The following is a 16647-nucleotide window of genomic DNA, read 5'->3' as shown; positions in this document are numbered from 1 at the left end:
GCGCAAAGATCAGCAAACGTGAGGTGGGGGACAACAACAAGCCAATGGCGAGCCGAGACGATCAGGACCTGCTGAGTTCGGCAATGGAGAGTGATCGCGCGTCTTCAGACCCTGAACTTGTGGTGGACGTCGATGGTTTTGAGGGTCCGCTTGATCTGCTGCTGACACTTGCTCGCAGCCAGAAAGTGGACTTGTCCGGAATTTCCATTCTCGCGTTGGTCGAGCAGTATCTGAAATTTGTCAATGAAGCCCGGCGTATGCGCCTTGAGCTGGCGGCAGACTATCTGGTGATGGCCGCCTGGCTGGCTTATTTGAAGTCCCGCTTGTTATTGCCAGAGCAAAAAGACGAAGACGAACCGACGGGCGAAGAACTCGCCGCAGCGCTGGCGTTCCGGTTGCAGCGGCTTGAGGCCATGCGCGAAGTTTCGGCCAAGCTGATGGCCCGCAGTCGCCTTGGCAGGGATTTCTTTGCGCGCGGCATGCCGGAAACCACATCCGTTGAGCGCAAGAGCATCTGGTCGGCGACGATCTATGAGCTTTTGTCTGCTTATGCGACCCAGCGTCAGCGCCAGTCAGTGACGTCGGTGCGTGTCCTCAGGCGGACTGTCTGGTCGCTGCAGGAAGCACGTACACTGTTGATAAAGCTTGTTGGGCGGATCGGTGAATGGGCCCCGATCAACGCTTACCTTGAGGATTATCTCTACGACGACGCTGATCGGGCGACCATTATTGCCAGCACGTTCTCGGCGAGCCTTGAGATGGTCCGTGAAGGTCAAGTGGATATTCGCCAGAGTGAACCTTTCGCGCCGCTCTATATCAGGGCCCGTGAACCTGGAGACAATGATGGACGCTGAAGGCGACTTGCAGCTGGATCTTGCTGGTGATGAAGGGGAGGTGGAGGGCTTCGCTGTGATTGACAGGGAAGGACTGCGTATGGTCGAGGCGCTGTTATTTGCCTCCGCAGAGCCCTTGTCTGAAGAAGAATTATGTGAGCGTCTGCCGCAAGGCTGCGATATACCGAAGATCCTGGCAGATCTTAAGTCAACCTACGGCGCACGCGGCGTCAATCTTGTGCTTGTCGCGGGTAAATGGGCGTTCAGAACTGCAGAAGATCTGTCATATCTGATGCATCGTAATCGCTCTGACGAGCGGAAACTCTCGCGCGCTGCGCTTGAAACCCTTGCAATCATTGCCTATCACCAACCGGTAACACGCGCTGAAATCGAAGAAATCCGAGGCGTTTCGACATCCAAAGGAACGTTGGATGTTCTGTTGGAGACATCCTGGATCCGGATGCGTGGACGTCGCAGGACGCCTGGCCGACCGGTGACTTATGGCACGACCGAGTTGTTCCTGGCCCATTTTGGGCTGGAAGCGATCAAGGATCTGCCCGGACTTGAGGAACTCAAAGGGGCCGGACTTTTGGATAGCGCAATCCCTGCGTCCTTTCTGGTTCCAACGCCAGATGATACGGCAGATCTTGATGAGGATGAGGATCCTTTGGAAGATGGGTCTCTTTTTGATGACGATGAAGACATAGATCTGGATCCTTGAGAAATATGACTGACATGGACGTGCAAAAAGCAAACAAGGCCAGCAGAAATGGCACTGACCTGCGCTGGGGGGCTCGCGGCACAGCAGGTGCGACCATTGCAGCCGGTCTGGTGTTTGAGAACATTAGCCACAGTTATGATGGCAATGCGTCTGTTGTTGACCTTTCGCTTGGCGTTGCCCCTGGAGAAGTGCTGTGTTTGCTGGGCCATTCGGGCTGCGGCAAGACAACATTGATGCGCATTGCCGCCGGAGTTGAGCAACAAGAGGCCGGCCGCATTTTGATCAATGGCCGGGTCGTATCAGGGCCGGGTGTGTTTGTGCCGCCAGAAAAGCGCGGTGTTGGGCTGATGTTTCAGGATTATGCGCTGTTTCCACATATGAGCATCTTGGACAATGTGATGTTCGGACTAAAGGAAATGCCGCGCAACGAGGCCTTTAAGGAGGGTATGGCGTCTCTTGAACGCGTCGGGCTGAAAGGCTACGCGGAGGATTATCCTCATGCGCTGTCCGGCGGAGAGCAGCAGCGCGTGGCACTTGCCAGAGCGATTGCGCCGCGCCCGGGCGTTTTGTTGATGGATGAACCGTTTTCGGGCTTGGACAAGCGCCTGCGCGACAGTGTGCGCGAGGAAACCCTCACCATTTTGCGTGAAACACGTGCGACCTGCATCATGGTGACCCACGATCCTGAAGAGGCGATGCGCATGGGCGACAAGATCGGCCTGATGCGGCATGGACGTCTGGTTCAGCACGGAACCTCAAATGAGCTTTACAGCGCACCGCAGGACGTCTTTGCTGCCAAGTTCTTCTCTGAAGTCAATGAAATGAGGGGCGTAGCAACAGAGCAGGGGGTTGAAACCCCGATTGGGCATATTGATGCACATGGTGGGCCCGTTGGAACACGGGTGGATGTTTGTATTAGGCCCCATGGCATCTTGCCGAAAGTGGCGGGCAGTACGCAAGTGACAGGCCGCATTGCTGCCAAGCGATTCGTCGGTGAGGTCGATCTGTTGACGATTAATGTTGAAGGTTACGACCAGTCGTTGCAGTCAAGGGTGCGTGCCGGCAGTGGCTTTGAGGTCGGAATGGATGTAGGTCTTGCAACAGATCCGCAGGATGTCTTGATCTTCGAGGCAAAAGGCACACATTGAGGACAGATTTGATATTCGCAGATGGTCGTATGCTGGATCTTATTGCGGGTGTTGATCGTTTTTTGTAATAGTGGCGCTAAGCTGTAAAGCTTTGTGAACCAGGAGTTTGGCGTATGGGCATTAGTGTTTGGCAGATCTTGATCATTGCGGTGATTGTTATTTTGCTATTTGGGCGTGGCAAGATCTCCGACCTTATGGGCGATGTAGCCAAAGGGATCAAAAGCTTCAAAAAAGGCATGGCGGAAGACGATACCGTTGCCAGCGATCCTGAAGCTGCAAAAACGATCGATCATCAGGCGGCAGACACTGTTGCTGCTGAAAAAGCCGAAGACAAAACCAAGGCCAGCTGATCAAAGCTGCCTATTTTGATCTGCTTCTTTAACGCAATGATCGGGTCTGGACCCTAGATGTTCGATATCGGATGGACCGAAATCATGGTGATCGCCTGTGTGGCGATCATCGTTGTGGGTCCGAAAGATCTTCCACGCATGCTGCGCACCCTTGGCCAGACCATTGGCAAGGTTCGGCGCATGTCGCGCGAATTTCAGTCCACCTTCAACGATGCGATCCGGGAAGCTGAAAAGCAGGCCGGGGTCTCGGACATGAAAAAACAAGTCGAGGAAGCTGGCAATTTCAATCCTCTAGCAGATCTCAAAAAGTCCATTGAGGATGACAAGCCGAAACCGGCCAAACCAGTATCGACCACATCAGATTCGATGGCCTCCGATAAAACAGGATCTGATGCTGCGGAGACTGATACAAAGGCATCAGATCCTAAAGTATCAGCTTCAAAAGCCCCGGACCCTGTGGCGTCAGACCCTGTGCCGCTAGAGAAATCAGTTCCTAAGGAACCTGCGGCAAAGAAGCCAGCGACTAAGAAACCTGCTGCAAAGAAGGCGGTTGCCAAAAAGCCAGCTGCAAAATCGGTCAAGCAGCCCACGACCGCCGCCGCATCGCCTAAGAAGCCTGCCAAGTCCGATGTGAGCGCTCCTGTTGCAAATGCATCGACTGGGAACAAGTCCGCGAAAGCGACCCCATCGGCACCGGAAGATTCAAAAGCATGAGCGACGAAGATATTGATGCGTCCAAGGCGCCCCTGATCGAACATTTGATTGAACTGCGTCAACGGCTCATGAAGTCGGTGATCGCGATCATCTTGATGTTCATCGTCTGCTTTTACTTTGCCACTGATATTTACAACATTCTGACCGTGCCTTATCTGCGCGCTGCACCGGATCCTGATTCTGTTCAGATGATCTTTACCGCGCCGCAGGAATGGTTCTTTACCCAGTTGAAGCTTGCTCTGTTCGGAGCAATGTTTCTGGCGTTTCCTGTTGTTGCCAGTCAGATCTATATGTTCGTGGCTCCCGGTCTCTACAAAGAAGAAAAAGGCGCGTTTCTGCCGTTTTTAGTGGCGACGCCGATCCTTTTTGCGACGGGGGCCTGCCTCGTTTATTTCCTGGTGATGCCGATGGCGATGGGTTTTTTCCTGTCGCAGGAGCAAACGGCCCATCAGGGGCAGGTTGCGATTCAACATTTGGCAAAGGTCAGCGAATATCTCGGCCTGATCATGGTGCTGATTTTTGCTTTTGGGCTGGTTTTCCAGCTTCCTGTTGTACTGACTTTGCTCGGCCGCACGGGAATTGTCACGTCGCAAGGACTGCGTGAAAAACGCAAATACGCCATTGTTGCTGCGTTTGCAGCAGCAGCAATCTTGACGCCGCCGGATCCGATTTCTCAGATCGGTCTTGCGCTGCCGACGCTGCTTCTCTACGAAGTCTCCATCATTTCCGTACGGCTTATTGAGCGCAAGCGGGCTGCACAAAAGGAAGCGGAGGAAGCCGAGGAGGCTTGATCTCTGCTTTTTGGTTTGCATCCTGTGCCGCTTGATTTGCTTCCGTTTCAAGTGTTGCCCGGGAAGCAAGATGTTCGATATCAAATGGATCAGGGATAACGGCGTAGCCTTTGACAAGGGGCTCGCACGCCGTGGTTATGTAGCGTCCGCAGACAAACTGATTGCGCTGGATGACGCGCGCCGGTCACATGTAACTAAGCTTCAGGAAGCTCAGGAACGGCGCAATGCTGCATCAAAAGACATAGGCAAGGCCAAAGCCTCCGGTGACCATGAAAAGGCGCAGGCGCTGATTGATGAAGTCGCTGAAATCAAATCCTTCATTCAGTCCGGCGAAGAAAAAGAGCGAGAGCTGACTGCCGACCTGGAAACTGCAATGGCGGTCATTCCGAATCTGCCCTTTGAGGATGTGCCTGAGGGCAAGGATGAGGCGGACAATGTTGAGCTGCGCGTCGTCGGCGAAAAGCCGGTCTTTACGTTTAATCATCCGCCAAAAGAGCATTTCGAGCTGGAATGCGCCGAATCAAGCCTTGATTTCGAGACGGCTGCAAAGCTATCGGGCTCCCGTTTTGTCCTGCTGAAAGGTCAGATTGCACGTCTTGAGCGGGCCATTGGTCAGTTCATGATCGACCTTCACACCCAAGAGCACGGCTATATGGAGGTGTCTCCCCCGCTTTTGGTACACAACACAGCACTTTATGGCACCGGGCAATTGCCGAAGTTTGAGGAGGATCTCTTCAAAACAAGTGGTGATCACTACCTGATCCCAACGGCTGAGGTGCCGCTGACCAACATGGTTGCGGGCGAGATTCTGAGCGAAGATGCTTTGCCGCTTCGTGTTTCCGCTCTGACTTATTGTTTCCGCTCTGAGGCAGGCTCTGCCGGTCGTGATACGAGGGGCATGCTGCGTCAGCACCAGTTCATGAAATGCGAGTTGGTGTCTGTCACCAAGCCGGATGATTCTGTCGCTGAACTCGAGCGGATGCTGGGCTGTGCTGAAAAGGTTCTGCAAGAGCTTGGCCTGCATTACCGGGTCATGACTTTGTGCACTGGTGATATGGGCTTTGGCGCTCGCAAGACCTACGACATTGAAGTGTGGTTGCCCGGTCAGGACATGTTCCGCGAGATTTCATCCTGTTCAGTCTGCGGGGATTTCCAGGCTCGGCGCATGAATGCACGCTACCGCCCGGAGGACTCCAAGCAGCTCAGCCATGTTCACACGTTGAACGGCTCGGGTGTTGCCGCTGGCCGCGCCCTGATTGCGGTTTTGGAGAACTACCAGAATGCAGACGGATCCATCACGGTGCCGGATGTGCTTCGTCCTTACATGAATGGTTTGGAGAAAATCGGCTGATGCGTATCTTGATCACAAATGACGATGGAATTCACTCCGCTGGTCTGGCCTCGCTGGAGCGCATTGCACGGACCTTGTCCGATGATGTTTGGGTGATTGCACCGGAGACTGATCAGAGCGGCGTGGCGCATTCGCTAACGTTGAGCGAACCTTTGCGCCTGCGGCAGATCTCGGATCGGCATTTCGCAGTCAAGGGCACTCCGACCGACTGCGTGATTATGGGCGTTCGCAAGGTTGTGCCGGAAATGCCGGACCTGATCCTGTCGGGCATCAACCGGGGCCAGAATTTGGCTGAGGATGTGACCTATTCGGGCACCGTCGCCGGGGCTATGGAAGGATCGATCCTTGGAATTCGTTCCATCGCAGTGTCCCAAGCTTATGACTGGGATGTTGGCAGCGAGCCGAATTATGCAACGGCAGAGGCCCATGCGCCTGAGCTGTTCCGCAAGCTGATCAGCTTCGACATGCCGCGCCATTCACTGCTGAATGTCAACTTCCCGGCGTGTTCAGCTGAAGATGTCAAAGGCACGAAAGTCACCATTCAGGGCCATCATGAACAGTCTGGTTTGACCATGGACGAGCGTAAGGATGGTCGCGGCTATCCTTATTACTGGCTTGGCTTTCAGGATCGTGGCAATTCGATGCTGGAAAACAGTGATCTACACGCGGTGGCTGATGGTTTTATTTCGGTGACGCCGCTTCGCATTGATCTGACAGCCCATGACATGGTTGAGACGTTGGCAAGCGAACTCGCTTGAGGCTGGCGCTGGGAGGTGCTGAATGATGAGTAATCTGACATCGCTGAACCTCCCTTCGGATCCGTTATCAGTTGATTCGGATGAGGCGCGGGCGCGGGCAAAGCTTGTGCTCACACTGCGTGGTTTGGGGATTGGCGACAGGGCTGTATTGTCCGCGATTGAGCGGGTTCCGAGGCGTTTGTTCCTGTCGGCGGCCCATCATGGTTTGGCCTATGAGGATTCCTCGATTCCCATTGAATGCGGGCAAGCCGTGTTGGCACCTTCTTTTGTGGCGCGTATCGTGCAATCTCTTCAAATTGAGGCGGGCCAGCGCATTCTGGAAGTGGGGACAGGCTCCGGCTATCAGGCTGCCGTGTTGGCCCATCTGGGTGCTGAAGTTGACAGTATCGACCGTTACTCCACTCTCGCCAGCCTTGCGCGTCAGAGAATTGCTGCATTGAAGCTGTCGAATGTCCGGATCCATAAAGGGGACGGATTGGAGGGGCTGAAGCAAAATGCGCCGTTTCACAGGATTGTTCTGACCGGTGCTGTTACAGAAATACCTGAAGCCCTTTTGTCCCAATTGGGCCCCCGCGGCATTTTAATTGCGCCAGTCGGAGAGCCGTCCGCGCCGCAAAGGCTTGTTCGGATCATTCGTGGCGATGATAAAGATGAGCAGCAAGTGCTGGAAATCGTCCGTATGGTTAGTCTGACTAAAGGCCGCTCCGAACGGCTTTAACTTTGAAACCAGCGCCTTGATCAACGGTTAATACGCATTGTTGTGCAAATAAGTTCACCCTCTTAGGTGTTTGTAAACCTTACTGGGTTCTACTCTTAACCATAATAAAAACTGTAGTATTGGTTTGAGTAGGGTGATGATCATGCGGACGCGTATTCTCCGCAGTGACCTAATTTCGCAGGTTGCTCTTGTTTCGCTGACGGCAGTATCCCTTGCTGGGTGCAGTCTTGGTACAGAACGTCTTGGGTCGGGGTCGGTTTATACTGGCAGTACTGAGAATCAGCGGGCCATTCTTTCGAATGGGGCTGCACAGCCAAGCTTCCAGGATATTGTAAATGGCACCGGCGGAACAACTGCTGGCTTGCCACCCGCATCGTCTCAGCCGATTGTAACCGGATCAATTACACAGCCGAACACTGTGCCTGTCCGTGTGTCTGCGCCATCTGTCAGTGCTCCGACCTACACAGCTCCCCAATACACGGCACCTACTTACACTGCTCCCACTTACACGGCGCCGACCTATGTTGCTCCAAAAGTGAAGGCCCCGGTGTATGTCGCTCCGAAGGTTCAAGCTCCAGTCTATCAGCCCCCGACTGTGCAAGCTCCGCGAATTACGGCGCCTTCAATCTCCTCGCCTTCGGTTTCAGCAGCTGGTGCGAACAGCTGGCGCGGTTGGTCTTCGACCGGTGGTACCCGCATTCCAGTGCGCTCTGGTGATACGGTGACATCGCTGTCTCGCCGTTATGGTGTGCCTGTTGAAGCGATCGTGGCTGTGAACGGAATTGAAGATCCATCGCAGGTGCGACCTGGCCAAACGATTGTGATCCCGACCTATGTTTATTCGTCTGGAAATGGCGCATCAGGCGCGACGACCAAAACAGCGAGCATGGCAACTGCGGTTCCGACCGGTGCAGCCACACGAAACGTTGGTCTGGTGAATGTTGGCGCTGTGCCAAAGCCTTCGCCATATGACCAGGTTATAACTGGCTCAGTTCGTCCGACTGAAACGGTGTATTCCTCTACACCTATGCCAGAGCGTAAGCCGTACCATCAGCCTACTTTTGCTGAAATTAGCAGCGGGAAGGTGGCCAATGATGCCACTCCGATTCAAATTACATCTGGTCCAAAGACAAAGCCTTCCTCCTGGAACAGTGCGCGCAATGAACCTCGTAAAGTTGGTTCTGTCAGTGGTTATGTTCCGATGCCGAAGGATTCTGCTAAGGGCCAACAGTCAAGCGGTAATGATGCGCGCCCAACTGAGCCGATTACACGGCCGCAGGTCGTTGCCAATGTTGAACCAGTTTCTGCGGTTATTCCAAGTTTTCGTTGGCCGGTTCGAGGCCGTATTATCTCGAACTTCGGATCGAAACCAGGTGGAACACGCAATGATGGCGTCAACCTTGCCGTTCCAGAAGGCACTCCGGTCAAGGCCGCAGACAATGGAACGGTTATTTATTCAGGCAATGAGCTGAAGGGCTACGGCAACCTTGTGCTCCTGCGTCATGAAAATGGCTGGGTTTCCGCCTATGCGCATAATTCAAAACTGAACGTGAAACGCGGCGACAAAGTCACGCGCGGCGAAGTTGTTGGCCTCGCCGGTGCAACAGGCTCTGTTTCCCAGCCACAGGTTCATTTCGAACTTCGCCGTGGCAACAAGCCTGTCGATCCTATGAAATACATGCCGTCAACTTGATGGCGACGATTTGATTGTGGAAAAGGCTCCGGAGTTCGGAGCCTTTTTTTATGAGTTTGAAAATTAGGTCTGGTTCTTAGGTCAGGGACTTTCCCAGTCTTCCTGCAAGATCCTGAATGTACTGATAAGCAACACGGCCAGATCGGCTGCCGCGTGTGGTCGCCCATTCAAGAGCTTCGGCTCTGAGCTCATTGGCATCAAGTTTCAGACCGTAGTGGGCTACATAACCTTCCACCATTTCGAGATAGTCGTCTTGGCTGCATTTGTGGAAACCAAGCCACAAGCCGAACCGGTCGGACAGGGAGACTTTTTCCTCAACGGCTTCTGACGGATTGATGGCGGTCGATCGTTCGTTCTCGATCATGTCGCGCGGCATCAGGTGACGACGATTAGATGTCGCATAGAAAATGACGTTGTCTGGACGGCCTTCAATCCCCCCTTCCAACACGGCTTTGAGTGATTTGTAAGACGTGTCGTCATTGTCGAAGCTCAGATCGTCGCAAAAGACGATGAACCGCTGGGTTCCCTCCTTGATCTGTTTCATCAGTGCAGGCAGGCTTTCGATGTCCTCGCGGTGGATCTCGACGAGTTTCAGGCTTGTGTTGCCATTCTCAATATTGATTGCAGCATGCGCAGCCTTGACCAGGGATGACTTACCCATGCCGCGTGCGCCCCACAAAAGCACATTGTTTGCAGGTAAGCCTTTGGCAAAGCGCCTTGTGTTGTCCAGCAGAAGATCGCGGACACGGGCGACCGAACACAAAAGACCGATGTCGACCCGGTTGACCTTGTGAATTGGCAAAAGTTCGCCAGGTGAGGGGGACCAGACAAATGCATCTGCTGCGTCAAGGTCTGTCGCAGAAGGCATGCGCGGAACTGCCCGGGCTATGAGGCCAATCAGGGAATCGAGTTTCTCATTTAGTACGGCAAGCTCGGATTGATCGGACATCTGCTCTTGTAACCTTTGATCTTGGACCCACTTTGGGGTCTGACAGGACATTTCAGACGAGTAGCATGGCCGATGGATCTGGAAAACGCCGGTTATTTGCAAAGCGGTACGCTAGAAGCTACTGGCTTTACTTGAAAAGCGCCGCGTCACCAGTATAGTCCGGCCACTGGAATTTGGCGGTTTGCGCAAAGAGCCTGAAAATGGACTCTTGCGGAAACTGACCCTCAAGGAGAACAAGATGTTTGTAACACCTGCCTACGCACAATCGGCCAGCCCGCTGAGCCCTGACTTCCTGATGTCATTGCTGCCGTTCGTGCTGATCTTTGCGATCATGTACTTCCTCATCATTCGCCCTCAGCGCCAACGCATGAAGCAGCATCAGGAGCTGATCGCCAACCTGCGCCGCGGTGATACAATCGTCTCCACCGGTGGATTGATCGGCAAGGTTTCCAAGGTTGTTGACGACACAGAGCTTCAGGTTGAATTGGCTGAAGGCGTCAAGGTACGGATTGTACGTGCCATGGTTCAGGAGGTTCGCTCCAAGTCCGAACCTGCCAAGGACGGCGCATAATACCCGCGACCATATCTCGTTAGGAAATATGCCCCTGCGCCGGGCCGGTTCTCCGGCCTGGCTTCCCAAGACAGGCTTTCGTCATGCTTTATTTTGCCCGCTGGAAGATCGTACTGATCGCCCTTGCGATTGTTACAGGCGTCGTCATGACGCTGCCGAACTTCTTTTCCAACAAGACTGTTGAAAGCTGGCCCGATTTTCTGCCCAAGAGCAAAATGGTTCTTGGTCTGGATCTTCAGGGCGGGGCCTATCTCCTCTATGAGATCGACAAACCGGACTATATCCAGAAGCGTTTCAAAACGCTGGTCGGTGAGATTCGCGCATCGCTGCGCGAACAGCCCCGTATTGGTTATACAGGCCTGGGTGTTCAGGGTGAGGCGGCTCAAGTCCGCATTCGCGATCTGGATCGCCTGGATGATGCACGTGAGCGTTTGACAGAACTGGTCAACCCACTTGTCTCTTCCGTATTCGGTGGCCAGCAGGTCAATGAATTCGACCTATCGATTACCGATGATGGTCTGGTTCGTTTCGTCTATACAGAAGAAGGTTTGTCTCAACGGATGCAGTCGATTGTCGAACAGTCGATTGAAGTCATTCGGCGCCGTGTTGATGAACTCGGAACGACAGAGCCGAACATTCAGCGTCAAGGCTCAGATCGTATCCTGGTGGAAGCGCCGGGTGAAGATGACCCAGAACGTCTGAAGGCCCTTGTTGGCCAGACGGCTCAGTTGACCTTCCACATGGTTGACACGTCGATGTCCGGCGAACAGGCGATGCAATCACGCCCGCCTACCGGAACAATCGTGCTGAATTCGGTTGATGATCCGCCCATTCCCTATTTGCTGGAAGAAGCCCCTCTTCTGACCGGCGAAGATCTTGTGGATGCGCAGGTGAGTTTTGATCAGCGTAACAACGAGCCTGTTGTGAACTTCCGCTTCAATACATCTGGTGCCCGCAAGTTCTCTGTGGTCACGCAGCAAAATGTTGGCCGTCCTTTCGCCATCGTGCTTGATGATGAAGTCATCTCAGCGCCGGTCATTCGTGAGCCCATCACGGGCGGTTCCGGTCAGATCTCCGGAAACTTCACGGTGGATGGTGCCAACGATCTTTCGGTTCTGCTGCGCGCTGGTGCCTTGCCTGCCAAGCTGACCGTGATCGAGGAACGTTCCATCGGCCCAGGCCTTGGAGCTGATTCTATTGAATCGGGCAAATTGGCATCGATCATCGCCGGTGTGGCCGTTGTGATCTTCATGCTGCTCGCCTATGGCCGCTTCGGTGTGATTGCCGATATCGCTCTTGCTGCGAACATCTTCATGATCTTCGGGGCTCTCACGGTTCTGCAGGCAACGCTGACACTTCCGGGTATTGCGGGGATCGTCTTGACCATCGGCATGGCAGTGGATGCCAACGTGCTGATCTTTGAGCGTATTCGAGAGGAAGCCCGGGCGGGCCGATCCGCGATATCGGCCATTGATGCGGGCTACAAGCGCGCACTTGGCACGATCCTGGACGCCAATGTTACCACGCTCATCGCCGCGTTGATCCTGTTCCAATTGGGCTCAGGCCCAGTACGCGGCTTTGCCGTGACCCTGGCAATCGGGATTTTCACAACGGTGTTTTCCGCCTTTACCTTCAGCCGTTTGCTCGTATCCATTTGGGTACGTCGCCGCCGGCCGTCGAAACTTCCAATTTGATCCGGAGAAGAGAAAATGCCATTGCTCCGACTTGTTCCGGATAATACCAACTACCGCTTCATGTGGCTGCGCAAGGTCAGCTTTCCGCTGTCCATCTTGCTGGCCATTGCCTCTTTGACGCTGTTCGGCGTTGTCGGTCTCAACTACGGGATCGACTTCAAGGGCGGCACGGTTATTGAGATGCGGACCGACGGTCCTGCAGATATCGCAGGTATTCGATCAACACTGGCTGACCTCAGCCTCGGCGATGTGCAGGTGCAGGAATTTGGGGCTCCCAATGAAGTGCTCGTGCGGATTGAAGAGCAGCCGGGCGGCGAATTGGCCCAGCAATCTGTTGTCGGCAAGATCCGTGCTGTCTTTGAAGATGACAAAGTTGACTTCCGGAGAGTGGAAGTTGTCGGACCGCGTGTCTCGAGTGAACTGGCTCGTGCTGGTGCGCTCGCTGTTGCGGTCTCGCTGATTGCCATTCTGTTCTACATCTGGTTCCGCTTTGAGTGGCAATTTGCCCTTGGGGCGATCCTGACCACGGCCAATGATGTTATCGTTACCATCGGCCTATTTGTGGTGCTGCAGCTTGATTTCTCGCTTTCATCGATTGCGGCGGTCTTGACGATCATCGGTTATTCCTTGAACGATACCGTTGTGGTCTATGATCGGATCCGTGAAAACCTGCGACGCTACAAGAAGTTGCCGCTGACTGAAGTGCTTGATCGGTCGATCAACGAGACTTTGTCCCGTACAACGCTGACATCTGTGACGACGCTTCTTGCGCTGATTGCGCTTTGGATCTTCGGCGGCGAGGTCATTCGCTCGTTCACCCTGGCGATGATATTCGGCATCTTGATTGGGACTTATTCATCGATCTTTCTGGCGGCACCTTTCCTGATCCTGTTCAATCTGCGCAGTGATGGAAAATCTCCTGATGGAGATGACAAGAAGGCAGTGGACAGCGATGTAAACGCTGCTCCGGCAGCTTAAAGGGGCGACATGGAAATCCGGGATGCTCATTTTCCGGGGCGGGCCCCGCTGGACGCTTATGGCGACGGCGGGTTCCGCTTTGCCAAGATGTCCCACCGGGGATCCGTCCTCTGTGTTCCTAGCGGGATTTTTGGCTGGAGCCCGGTCAGCTTTGCCGATCTAACGGTCGAGGCGTTTGAAAAGGTTCTGGATGATACCGCAGACATTGAAGTTCTGCTGATTGGGACAGGACCGGATCTGCGGCCTCTACCAGCGGATCTGAAACAAGTGTTTCGGGACGCGGGCATTATCGCCGACAGCATGTCGACAGGCGCTGCCGTTCGAACGTTCAATGTCATGTTGTCTGAGGAGCGGGCCGTAGCTGCGGCTCTGTTGGCTGTTGACTAGAGCTTAAAGTGGGCCGGAAGGGCCATATCTGCCGAGATGACCACAAACTTCGACCATGCCAGTGATCTTGTCTATGCGCAGGATCGCGACCGGTATCTGGCAGCCTTATTTGCCGATGCAGATGTACGTCCGGGTCTTCTTGCGCTTTATGCTTTCAATTCGGAAATCGCCCGGGTCCGGGATTTGGTCAGCGATCCACTTCCAGGTGAGGTCCGGCTGCAATGGTGGCGCGATTTCCTGGAAGGCACAGAGCATGGTGCTGTTGCTGCCAATCCTGTCGCCGCAGCGCTTGCCGGGACTAACGAGCGTTTCAATCTGCCAAAGGCGGCTCTTGTTGCGCTGATCGATGCGCGTGTTTTTGACCTTTATGATGATCCGATGCCAAGCCTCAATGATCTTGAGGGCTATTGCGGGGAGACCTCTTCGGCTCTTGTTCAACTCGGCAGCATTGTTCTGAATGAAGGACAGGATCCGGGACTGGCTGAATTGGCGGGCCATGCAGGCGTTGCTTATGGCCTGTGTGGCTTGATGCGCGCCTTGCCATGGCATGCCGCGCGCGGTCAGATGTTTTTGCCCAAGGATCTTCTAGACCGCCATAGCGTTGATCCTCAGTCTGTGTTGAAGGGCGAGGCAACGCCTCCGTTGGCCGCTGCCCTGTCCGAGCTGCGCGCTCATGCCCGGCATCATATCGAGCGGGTTCGCTCTCAGGTGACGCATATTCCGCCCCATATTGCGCCAGCCTTTCTGCCTTTGGCTCTTGTGGAGCCGTTCTTGAAGAAAATGGAAACGGCCGGTCTCGATCCGCTTAAAACTCCCATTGAACTGTCCCAGTTGCGCCGTCAATGGACCCTTTGGCGCGCAGCAAGAAAATCGGGCCTGCGGGTGTGATTGTGAAAATGATTTAATTCCAGGCGGTACAACAGTGCAGCTCTGTAACCTAGAGTTTAGGTCTTTCTGCTAGTGATATTTCTTGGGGCTTATGCGTGATTGGTGTTTGCGCAAATCTTGAGGGTTTTCATGGGTCGATCTGTTTCAATTTTCAATTCTCGAATTCTGTTTTCTGTATTTTTCTTCCTTGGGGGTCTGTTGGCGGGTGCGCCTTTTGTGACACCGTATCATCAGGCTTTTGCTCAGGCGGTGACTTCGGCGGCAGATAACGCTCACCAGTCCACCGATGATGAAATTGTTCTTGAATCCACCTTCGATCTCAAAACCTATCTTCGGGAAAATCCCTTGGCTCCGCCGGATACCAGTAGCCCGCGCGCAAGCCTGGAAAGCTTCATCTTGCTCATGGACCAGGCAAGCACTGTCTGGCGAGAAGTGCGGACGGCATTTCATGACAGTAATGAGCGTTTGCTGAGTGATGCTGACGAATTGAAACTGCAACAAGTTCGTGCTTTGCTAGACAAGGCCAGCGGTGTTTTCGATCTGTCAGGTATTCCCGAAACCGCACGTCAACGAGCGAGCCTGGAGATATCACTACAATTTCAAGAAATACTGGATCGAATTTATCTTCCCAAAATGGCAGATGTTCCCGGATCAGCTGCAGGGTCTTTTCTGAATTCCATGGCTATTGCTCAGTTGCCTGAGCGGTGGACCATTCCGGGGACCGATCTTGTTTTTGAGCGAACAAGAGTACCAGGTGCGGGAAGTCGGTTTCTGATGACCCGGGAGTCGGTTGCCCTTATTCCTGAAGACTATGAATTGATCAAAGCCTTTGCGCCGCGCGAAGACATTGGCGATGATCTCTATGCTTACTACATCTACACGCCGGGCAATCTGGTCGCGCCGAAGTGGTATGACCTGATCAGAGCCGGTCCTGCTTGGCTGGGGAACCATATATTTTCACAGGCCTATTGGCAGTGGCTCGCATTGTTTCTGCTTACGATAGTTGCAATTTCTCTGCCGGTTGTCCTGTCTCGCTGGGATCGCATGCGGGCGGTTTCCGTTCTGGAATTCCGTCGGCGCCTCCGCTCCCTGCAGTTGCCAATCCTGATCATTGGGACGATTCTGGTCTATCGATATTTGATCGAGGAACAGGTCAACATTACGGGCAGCACGATGGTTGCCGTGGGAACCGTTTCGACAGCCCTTGTCTGGACCTGTCTGGGGTGGTTGGTTTACCGCTTTATTGATCTTGCTTCCGTCTGGATTATTCGCAATCCGGTTGGGACTGGCCAACCAATGGATTCCAGCCTGCTCCTGACGGCTTTCAGGCTATTCGGTCTTGTGGCTGGCTTGATTGTTACGGGATATGGGGCGACCCGCATTGGAATACCCGTCTATGGCGTGATTGCCGGGCTTGGGGTTGGCGGTCTTGCCGTTGCCTTGGCCGCGCAGCCAACTTTGGAGAACCTGATCGGCGGTATTATCTTGTATGCTGACAAAATGGTGCGTGTTGGCGAGTTTTGCGAATTCGATGACCTATCGGGAACCGTTGAAGCGATCGGCATACGCTCAACCCGTATTCGGGCGCTGGACCGAACAATGATCACGATCTCAAATGCTGATCTGGCCAAACGCAAGATCATCAATTACAGCCGCCGGGATGAATATTTTCTGCGTCACAAGCTCGGCCTTCGCTATGGCACGACAGAGGTGCAGATGGCTCAGCTGATTGAAGAGATCCGCAGCTATCTGGAGCAGCATGAGATGGTCGCCGAAGCGCCCTTGCGTGTCCGTTTCGTCGGTATGGGATCCTATACGCTCGACGTTGAAATTTACGCTTATATCAAGACAGCTGATCGGAACATGTTCCTGGAAATTCAGGAAAAAATTCTGCTCAAGGCGATGGAAATAGTACGCGATTGCGGCGCTGATTTTGCGTTGCCATCTTCGACAAATTATCTGGCTCAGGATAGTGAGAAGGCACCAGTCTGGCCACTTGCACCACAAGACCTACTGGATTCGACGGCGACCGATGCGCCCAAAACTTTTGGATGAACAGCCGGTCGGGGACAAAGACTTGGACATTGGTGTTATAGCTAAAAA

The 16647-nt window shown here is 53.9% G+C and carries 17 protein-coding genes; 16 read left to right on the top strand and 1 reads right to left on the bottom strand.

Annotation, left to right across the window (positions count from 1 at the left end; genetic code table 11):
* Positions 1-44: 44 nt before the first annotated feature.
* From V6575_RS18075 to V6575_RS18030, 10 genes are all read left to right on the top strand, one after another.
* Positions 45-854 carry a segregation and condensation protein A gene (locus tag V6575_RS18075; protein WP_340276304.1) on the top strand — a complete coding sequence of 270 codons (810 nt, stop codon included), beginning with the start codon at positions 45-47 and terminating at the stop codon, positions 852-854.
* Positions 841-1554: an SMC-Scp complex subunit ScpB gene (scpB, locus tag V6575_RS18070; RefSeq protein ID WP_422785602.1), complete on the top strand. Its 714-nt coding sequence runs from the start codon at positions 841-843 to the stop codon at positions 1552-1554. Before V6575_RS18075 ends, scpB begins: the two co-directional genes overlap by 14 nt.
* A gap of 14 nt (positions 1555-1568) precedes the next feature.
* Positions 1569-2702, top strand: coding sequence for an ABC transporter ATP-binding protein (locus V6575_RS18065; RefSeq protein ID WP_422785604.1), 1134 nt, complete (start codon positions 1569-1571; stop codon positions 2700-2702).
* Between the two features lie 113 nt (positions 2703-2815).
* On the top strand, positions 2816-3052 hold the full coding sequence (locus tag V6575_RS18060; RefSeq protein ID WP_340276302.1) for a twin-arginine translocase TatA/TatE family subunit: 237 nt from the start codon (positions 2816-2818) through the stop codon (positions 3050-3052).
* 57 nt (positions 3053-3109) lie between these two features.
* A complete protein-coding gene (tatB, locus tag V6575_RS18055; RefSeq protein WP_340276301.1) occupies positions 3110-3766 on the top strand; it encodes a Sec-independent protein translocase protein TatB in 657 nt (218 codons plus the stop codon).
* Positions 3763-4557, top strand: coding sequence for a twin-arginine translocase subunit TatC (tatC, locus tag V6575_RS18050; RefSeq protein ID WP_340276300.1), 795 nt, complete (start codon positions 3763-3765; stop codon positions 4555-4557). Before tatB ends, tatC begins: the two co-directional genes overlap by 4 nt.
* Positions 4558-4627: 70 nt before the next feature.
* Positions 4628-5908 (top strand): serine--tRNA ligase, encoded by a 1281-nt coding sequence (gene serS, locus V6575_RS18045; RefSeq protein ID WP_340276299.1) that lies wholly within the window; start codon positions 4628-4630, stop codon positions 5906-5908.
* The gene (surE, locus tag V6575_RS18040; RefSeq protein ID WP_340276297.1) at positions 5908-6666 is read left to right on the top strand and encodes a 5'/3'-nucleotidase SurE; all 759 of its coding nucleotides are present in this window, start codon (positions 5908-5910) and stop codon (positions 6664-6666) included. The genes serS and surE overlap by 1 nt, the downstream gene beginning before the upstream one ends.
* 22 nt (positions 6667-6688) lie before the next feature.
* On the top strand, positions 6689-7384 hold the full coding sequence (locus V6575_RS18035; protein WP_340276295.1) for a protein-L-isoaspartate(D-aspartate) O-methyltransferase: 696 nt from the start codon (positions 6689-6691) through the stop codon (positions 7382-7384).
* 142 nt (positions 7385-7526) lie between these two features.
* Positions 7527-9077 (top strand): peptidoglycan DD-metalloendopeptidase family protein, encoded by a 1551-nt coding sequence (locus tag V6575_RS18030; protein WP_340276294.1) that lies wholly within the window; start codon positions 7527-7529, stop codon positions 9075-9077.
* A 76-nt stretch (positions 9078-9153) separates the two neighbouring features.
* Here V6575_RS18030 and V6575_RS18025 read toward each other — a convergent pair whose 3' ends face one another.
* A complete protein-coding gene (locus tag V6575_RS18025) occupies positions 9154-10026 on the bottom strand; it encodes an ATP-binding protein (protein ID WP_340276293.1) in 873 nt (290 codons plus the stop codon).
* A gap of 238 nt (positions 10027-10264) precedes the next feature.
* On the opposite strand from V6575_RS18025, the gene yajC reads away from it, so the two are divergent.
* From yajC to V6575_RS17995, 6 genes are all read left to right on the top strand, one after another.
* A complete protein-coding gene (gene yajC, locus V6575_RS18020) occupies positions 10265-10597 on the top strand; it encodes a preprotein translocase subunit YajC (protein WP_340276292.1) in 333 nt (110 codons plus the stop codon).
* An 83-nt stretch (positions 10598-10680) separates the two neighbouring features.
* The gene (gene secD / locus V6575_RS18015) at positions 10681-12291 is read left to right on the top strand and encodes a protein translocase subunit SecD (protein ID WP_340276290.1); all 1611 of its coding nucleotides are present in this window, start codon (positions 10681-10683) and stop codon (positions 12289-12291) included.
* A gap of 15 nt (positions 12292-12306) precedes the next feature.
* Complete coding sequence (gene secF, locus V6575_RS18010) at positions 12307-13269, top strand: protein translocase subunit SecF (RefSeq protein ID WP_340276288.1); 963 nt, start codon at positions 12307-12309, stop codon at positions 13267-13269.
* Positions 13270-13278: 9 nt separating this feature from the next.
* Positions 13279-13656: an Mth938-like domain-containing protein gene (locus tag V6575_RS18005; RefSeq protein ID WP_340276287.1), complete on the top strand. Its 378-nt coding sequence runs from the start codon at positions 13279-13281 to the stop codon at positions 13654-13656.
* 36 nt (positions 13657-13692) lie between these two features.
* A complete protein-coding gene (locus V6575_RS18000) occupies positions 13693-14544 on the top strand; it encodes a phytoene/squalene synthase family protein (protein WP_340276286.1) in 852 nt (283 codons plus the stop codon).
* Positions 14545-14742: 198 nt separating this feature from the next.
* A complete protein-coding gene (locus V6575_RS17995) occupies positions 14743-16599 on the top strand; it encodes a mechanosensitive ion channel family protein (protein WP_340276284.1) in 1857 nt (618 codons plus the stop codon).
* Positions 16600-16647: the final 48 nt, after the last annotated feature.

Origin of the sequence: Roseibium algae (genome assembly GCF_037783265.1) — a bacterium.
Classification (GTDB): Bacteria; Pseudomonadota; Alphaproteobacteria; order Rhizobiales; family Stappiaceae; genus Roseibium; species Roseibium algae.
The sequence above is the reverse complement of the archived record's forward strand: the minus strand, read 5'-3'. Positions and strand labels throughout refer to the sequence as shown.

Bases quoted from the DNA above. Each gene is read 5' to 3' on its own strand.
- V6575_RS18075 (WP_340276304.1), top strand. From the start codon at position 45: ATGGCGAGCCGAGACGATCAGGACCTGCTGAGTTCGGCAATGGAGAGT.
- scpB (WP_422785602.1), top strand. From the start codon at position 841: ATGATGGACGCTGAAGGCGACTTGCAGCTGGATCTTGCTGGTGATGAA.
- V6575_RS18065 (WP_422785604.1), top strand. From the start codon at position 1,569: ATGGACGTGCAAAAAGCAAACAAGGCCAGCAGAAATGGCACTGACCTG.
- V6575_RS18060 (WP_340276302.1), top strand. From the start codon at position 2,816: ATGGGCATTAGTGTTTGGCAGATCTTGATCATTGCGGTGATTGTTATT.
- tatB (WP_340276301.1), top strand. From the start codon at position 3,110: ATGTTCGATATCGGATGGACCGAAATCATGGTGATCGCCTGTGTGGCG.
- tatC (WP_340276300.1), top strand. From the start codon at position 3,763: ATGAGCGACGAAGATATTGATGCGTCCAAGGCGCCCCTGATCGAACAT.
- serS (WP_340276299.1), top strand. From the start codon at position 4,628: ATGTTCGATATCAAATGGATCAGGGATAACGGCGTAGCCTTTGACAAG.
- surE (WP_340276297.1), top strand. From the start codon at position 5,908: ATGCGTATCTTGATCACAAATGACGATGGAATTCACTCCGCTGGTCTG.
- V6575_RS18035 (WP_340276295.1), top strand. From the start codon at position 6,689: ATGATGAGTAATCTGACATCGCTGAACCTCCCTTCGGATCCGTTATCA.
- V6575_RS18030 (WP_340276294.1), top strand. From the start codon at position 7,527: ATGCGGACGCGTATTCTCCGCAGTGACCTAATTTCGCAGGTTGCTCTT.
- V6575_RS18025 (WP_340276293.1), bottom strand. From the start codon at position 10,026: ATGTCCGATCAATCCGAGCTTGCCGTACTAAATGAGAAACTCGATTCC.
- yajC (WP_340276292.1), top strand. From the start codon at position 10,265: ATGTTTGTAACACCTGCCTACGCACAATCGGCCAGCCCGCTGAGCCCT.
- secD (WP_340276290.1), top strand. From the start codon at position 10,681: ATGCTTTATTTTGCCCGCTGGAAGATCGTACTGATCGCCCTTGCGATT.
- secF (WP_340276288.1), top strand. From the start codon at position 12,307: ATGCCATTGCTCCGACTTGTTCCGGATAATACCAACTACCGCTTCATG.
- V6575_RS18005 (WP_340276287.1), top strand. From the start codon at position 13,279: ATGGAAATCCGGGATGCTCATTTTCCGGGGCGGGCCCCGCTGGACGCT.
- V6575_RS18000 (WP_340276286.1), top strand. From the start codon at position 13,693: ATGACCACAAACTTCGACCATGCCAGTGATCTTGTCTATGCGCAGGAT.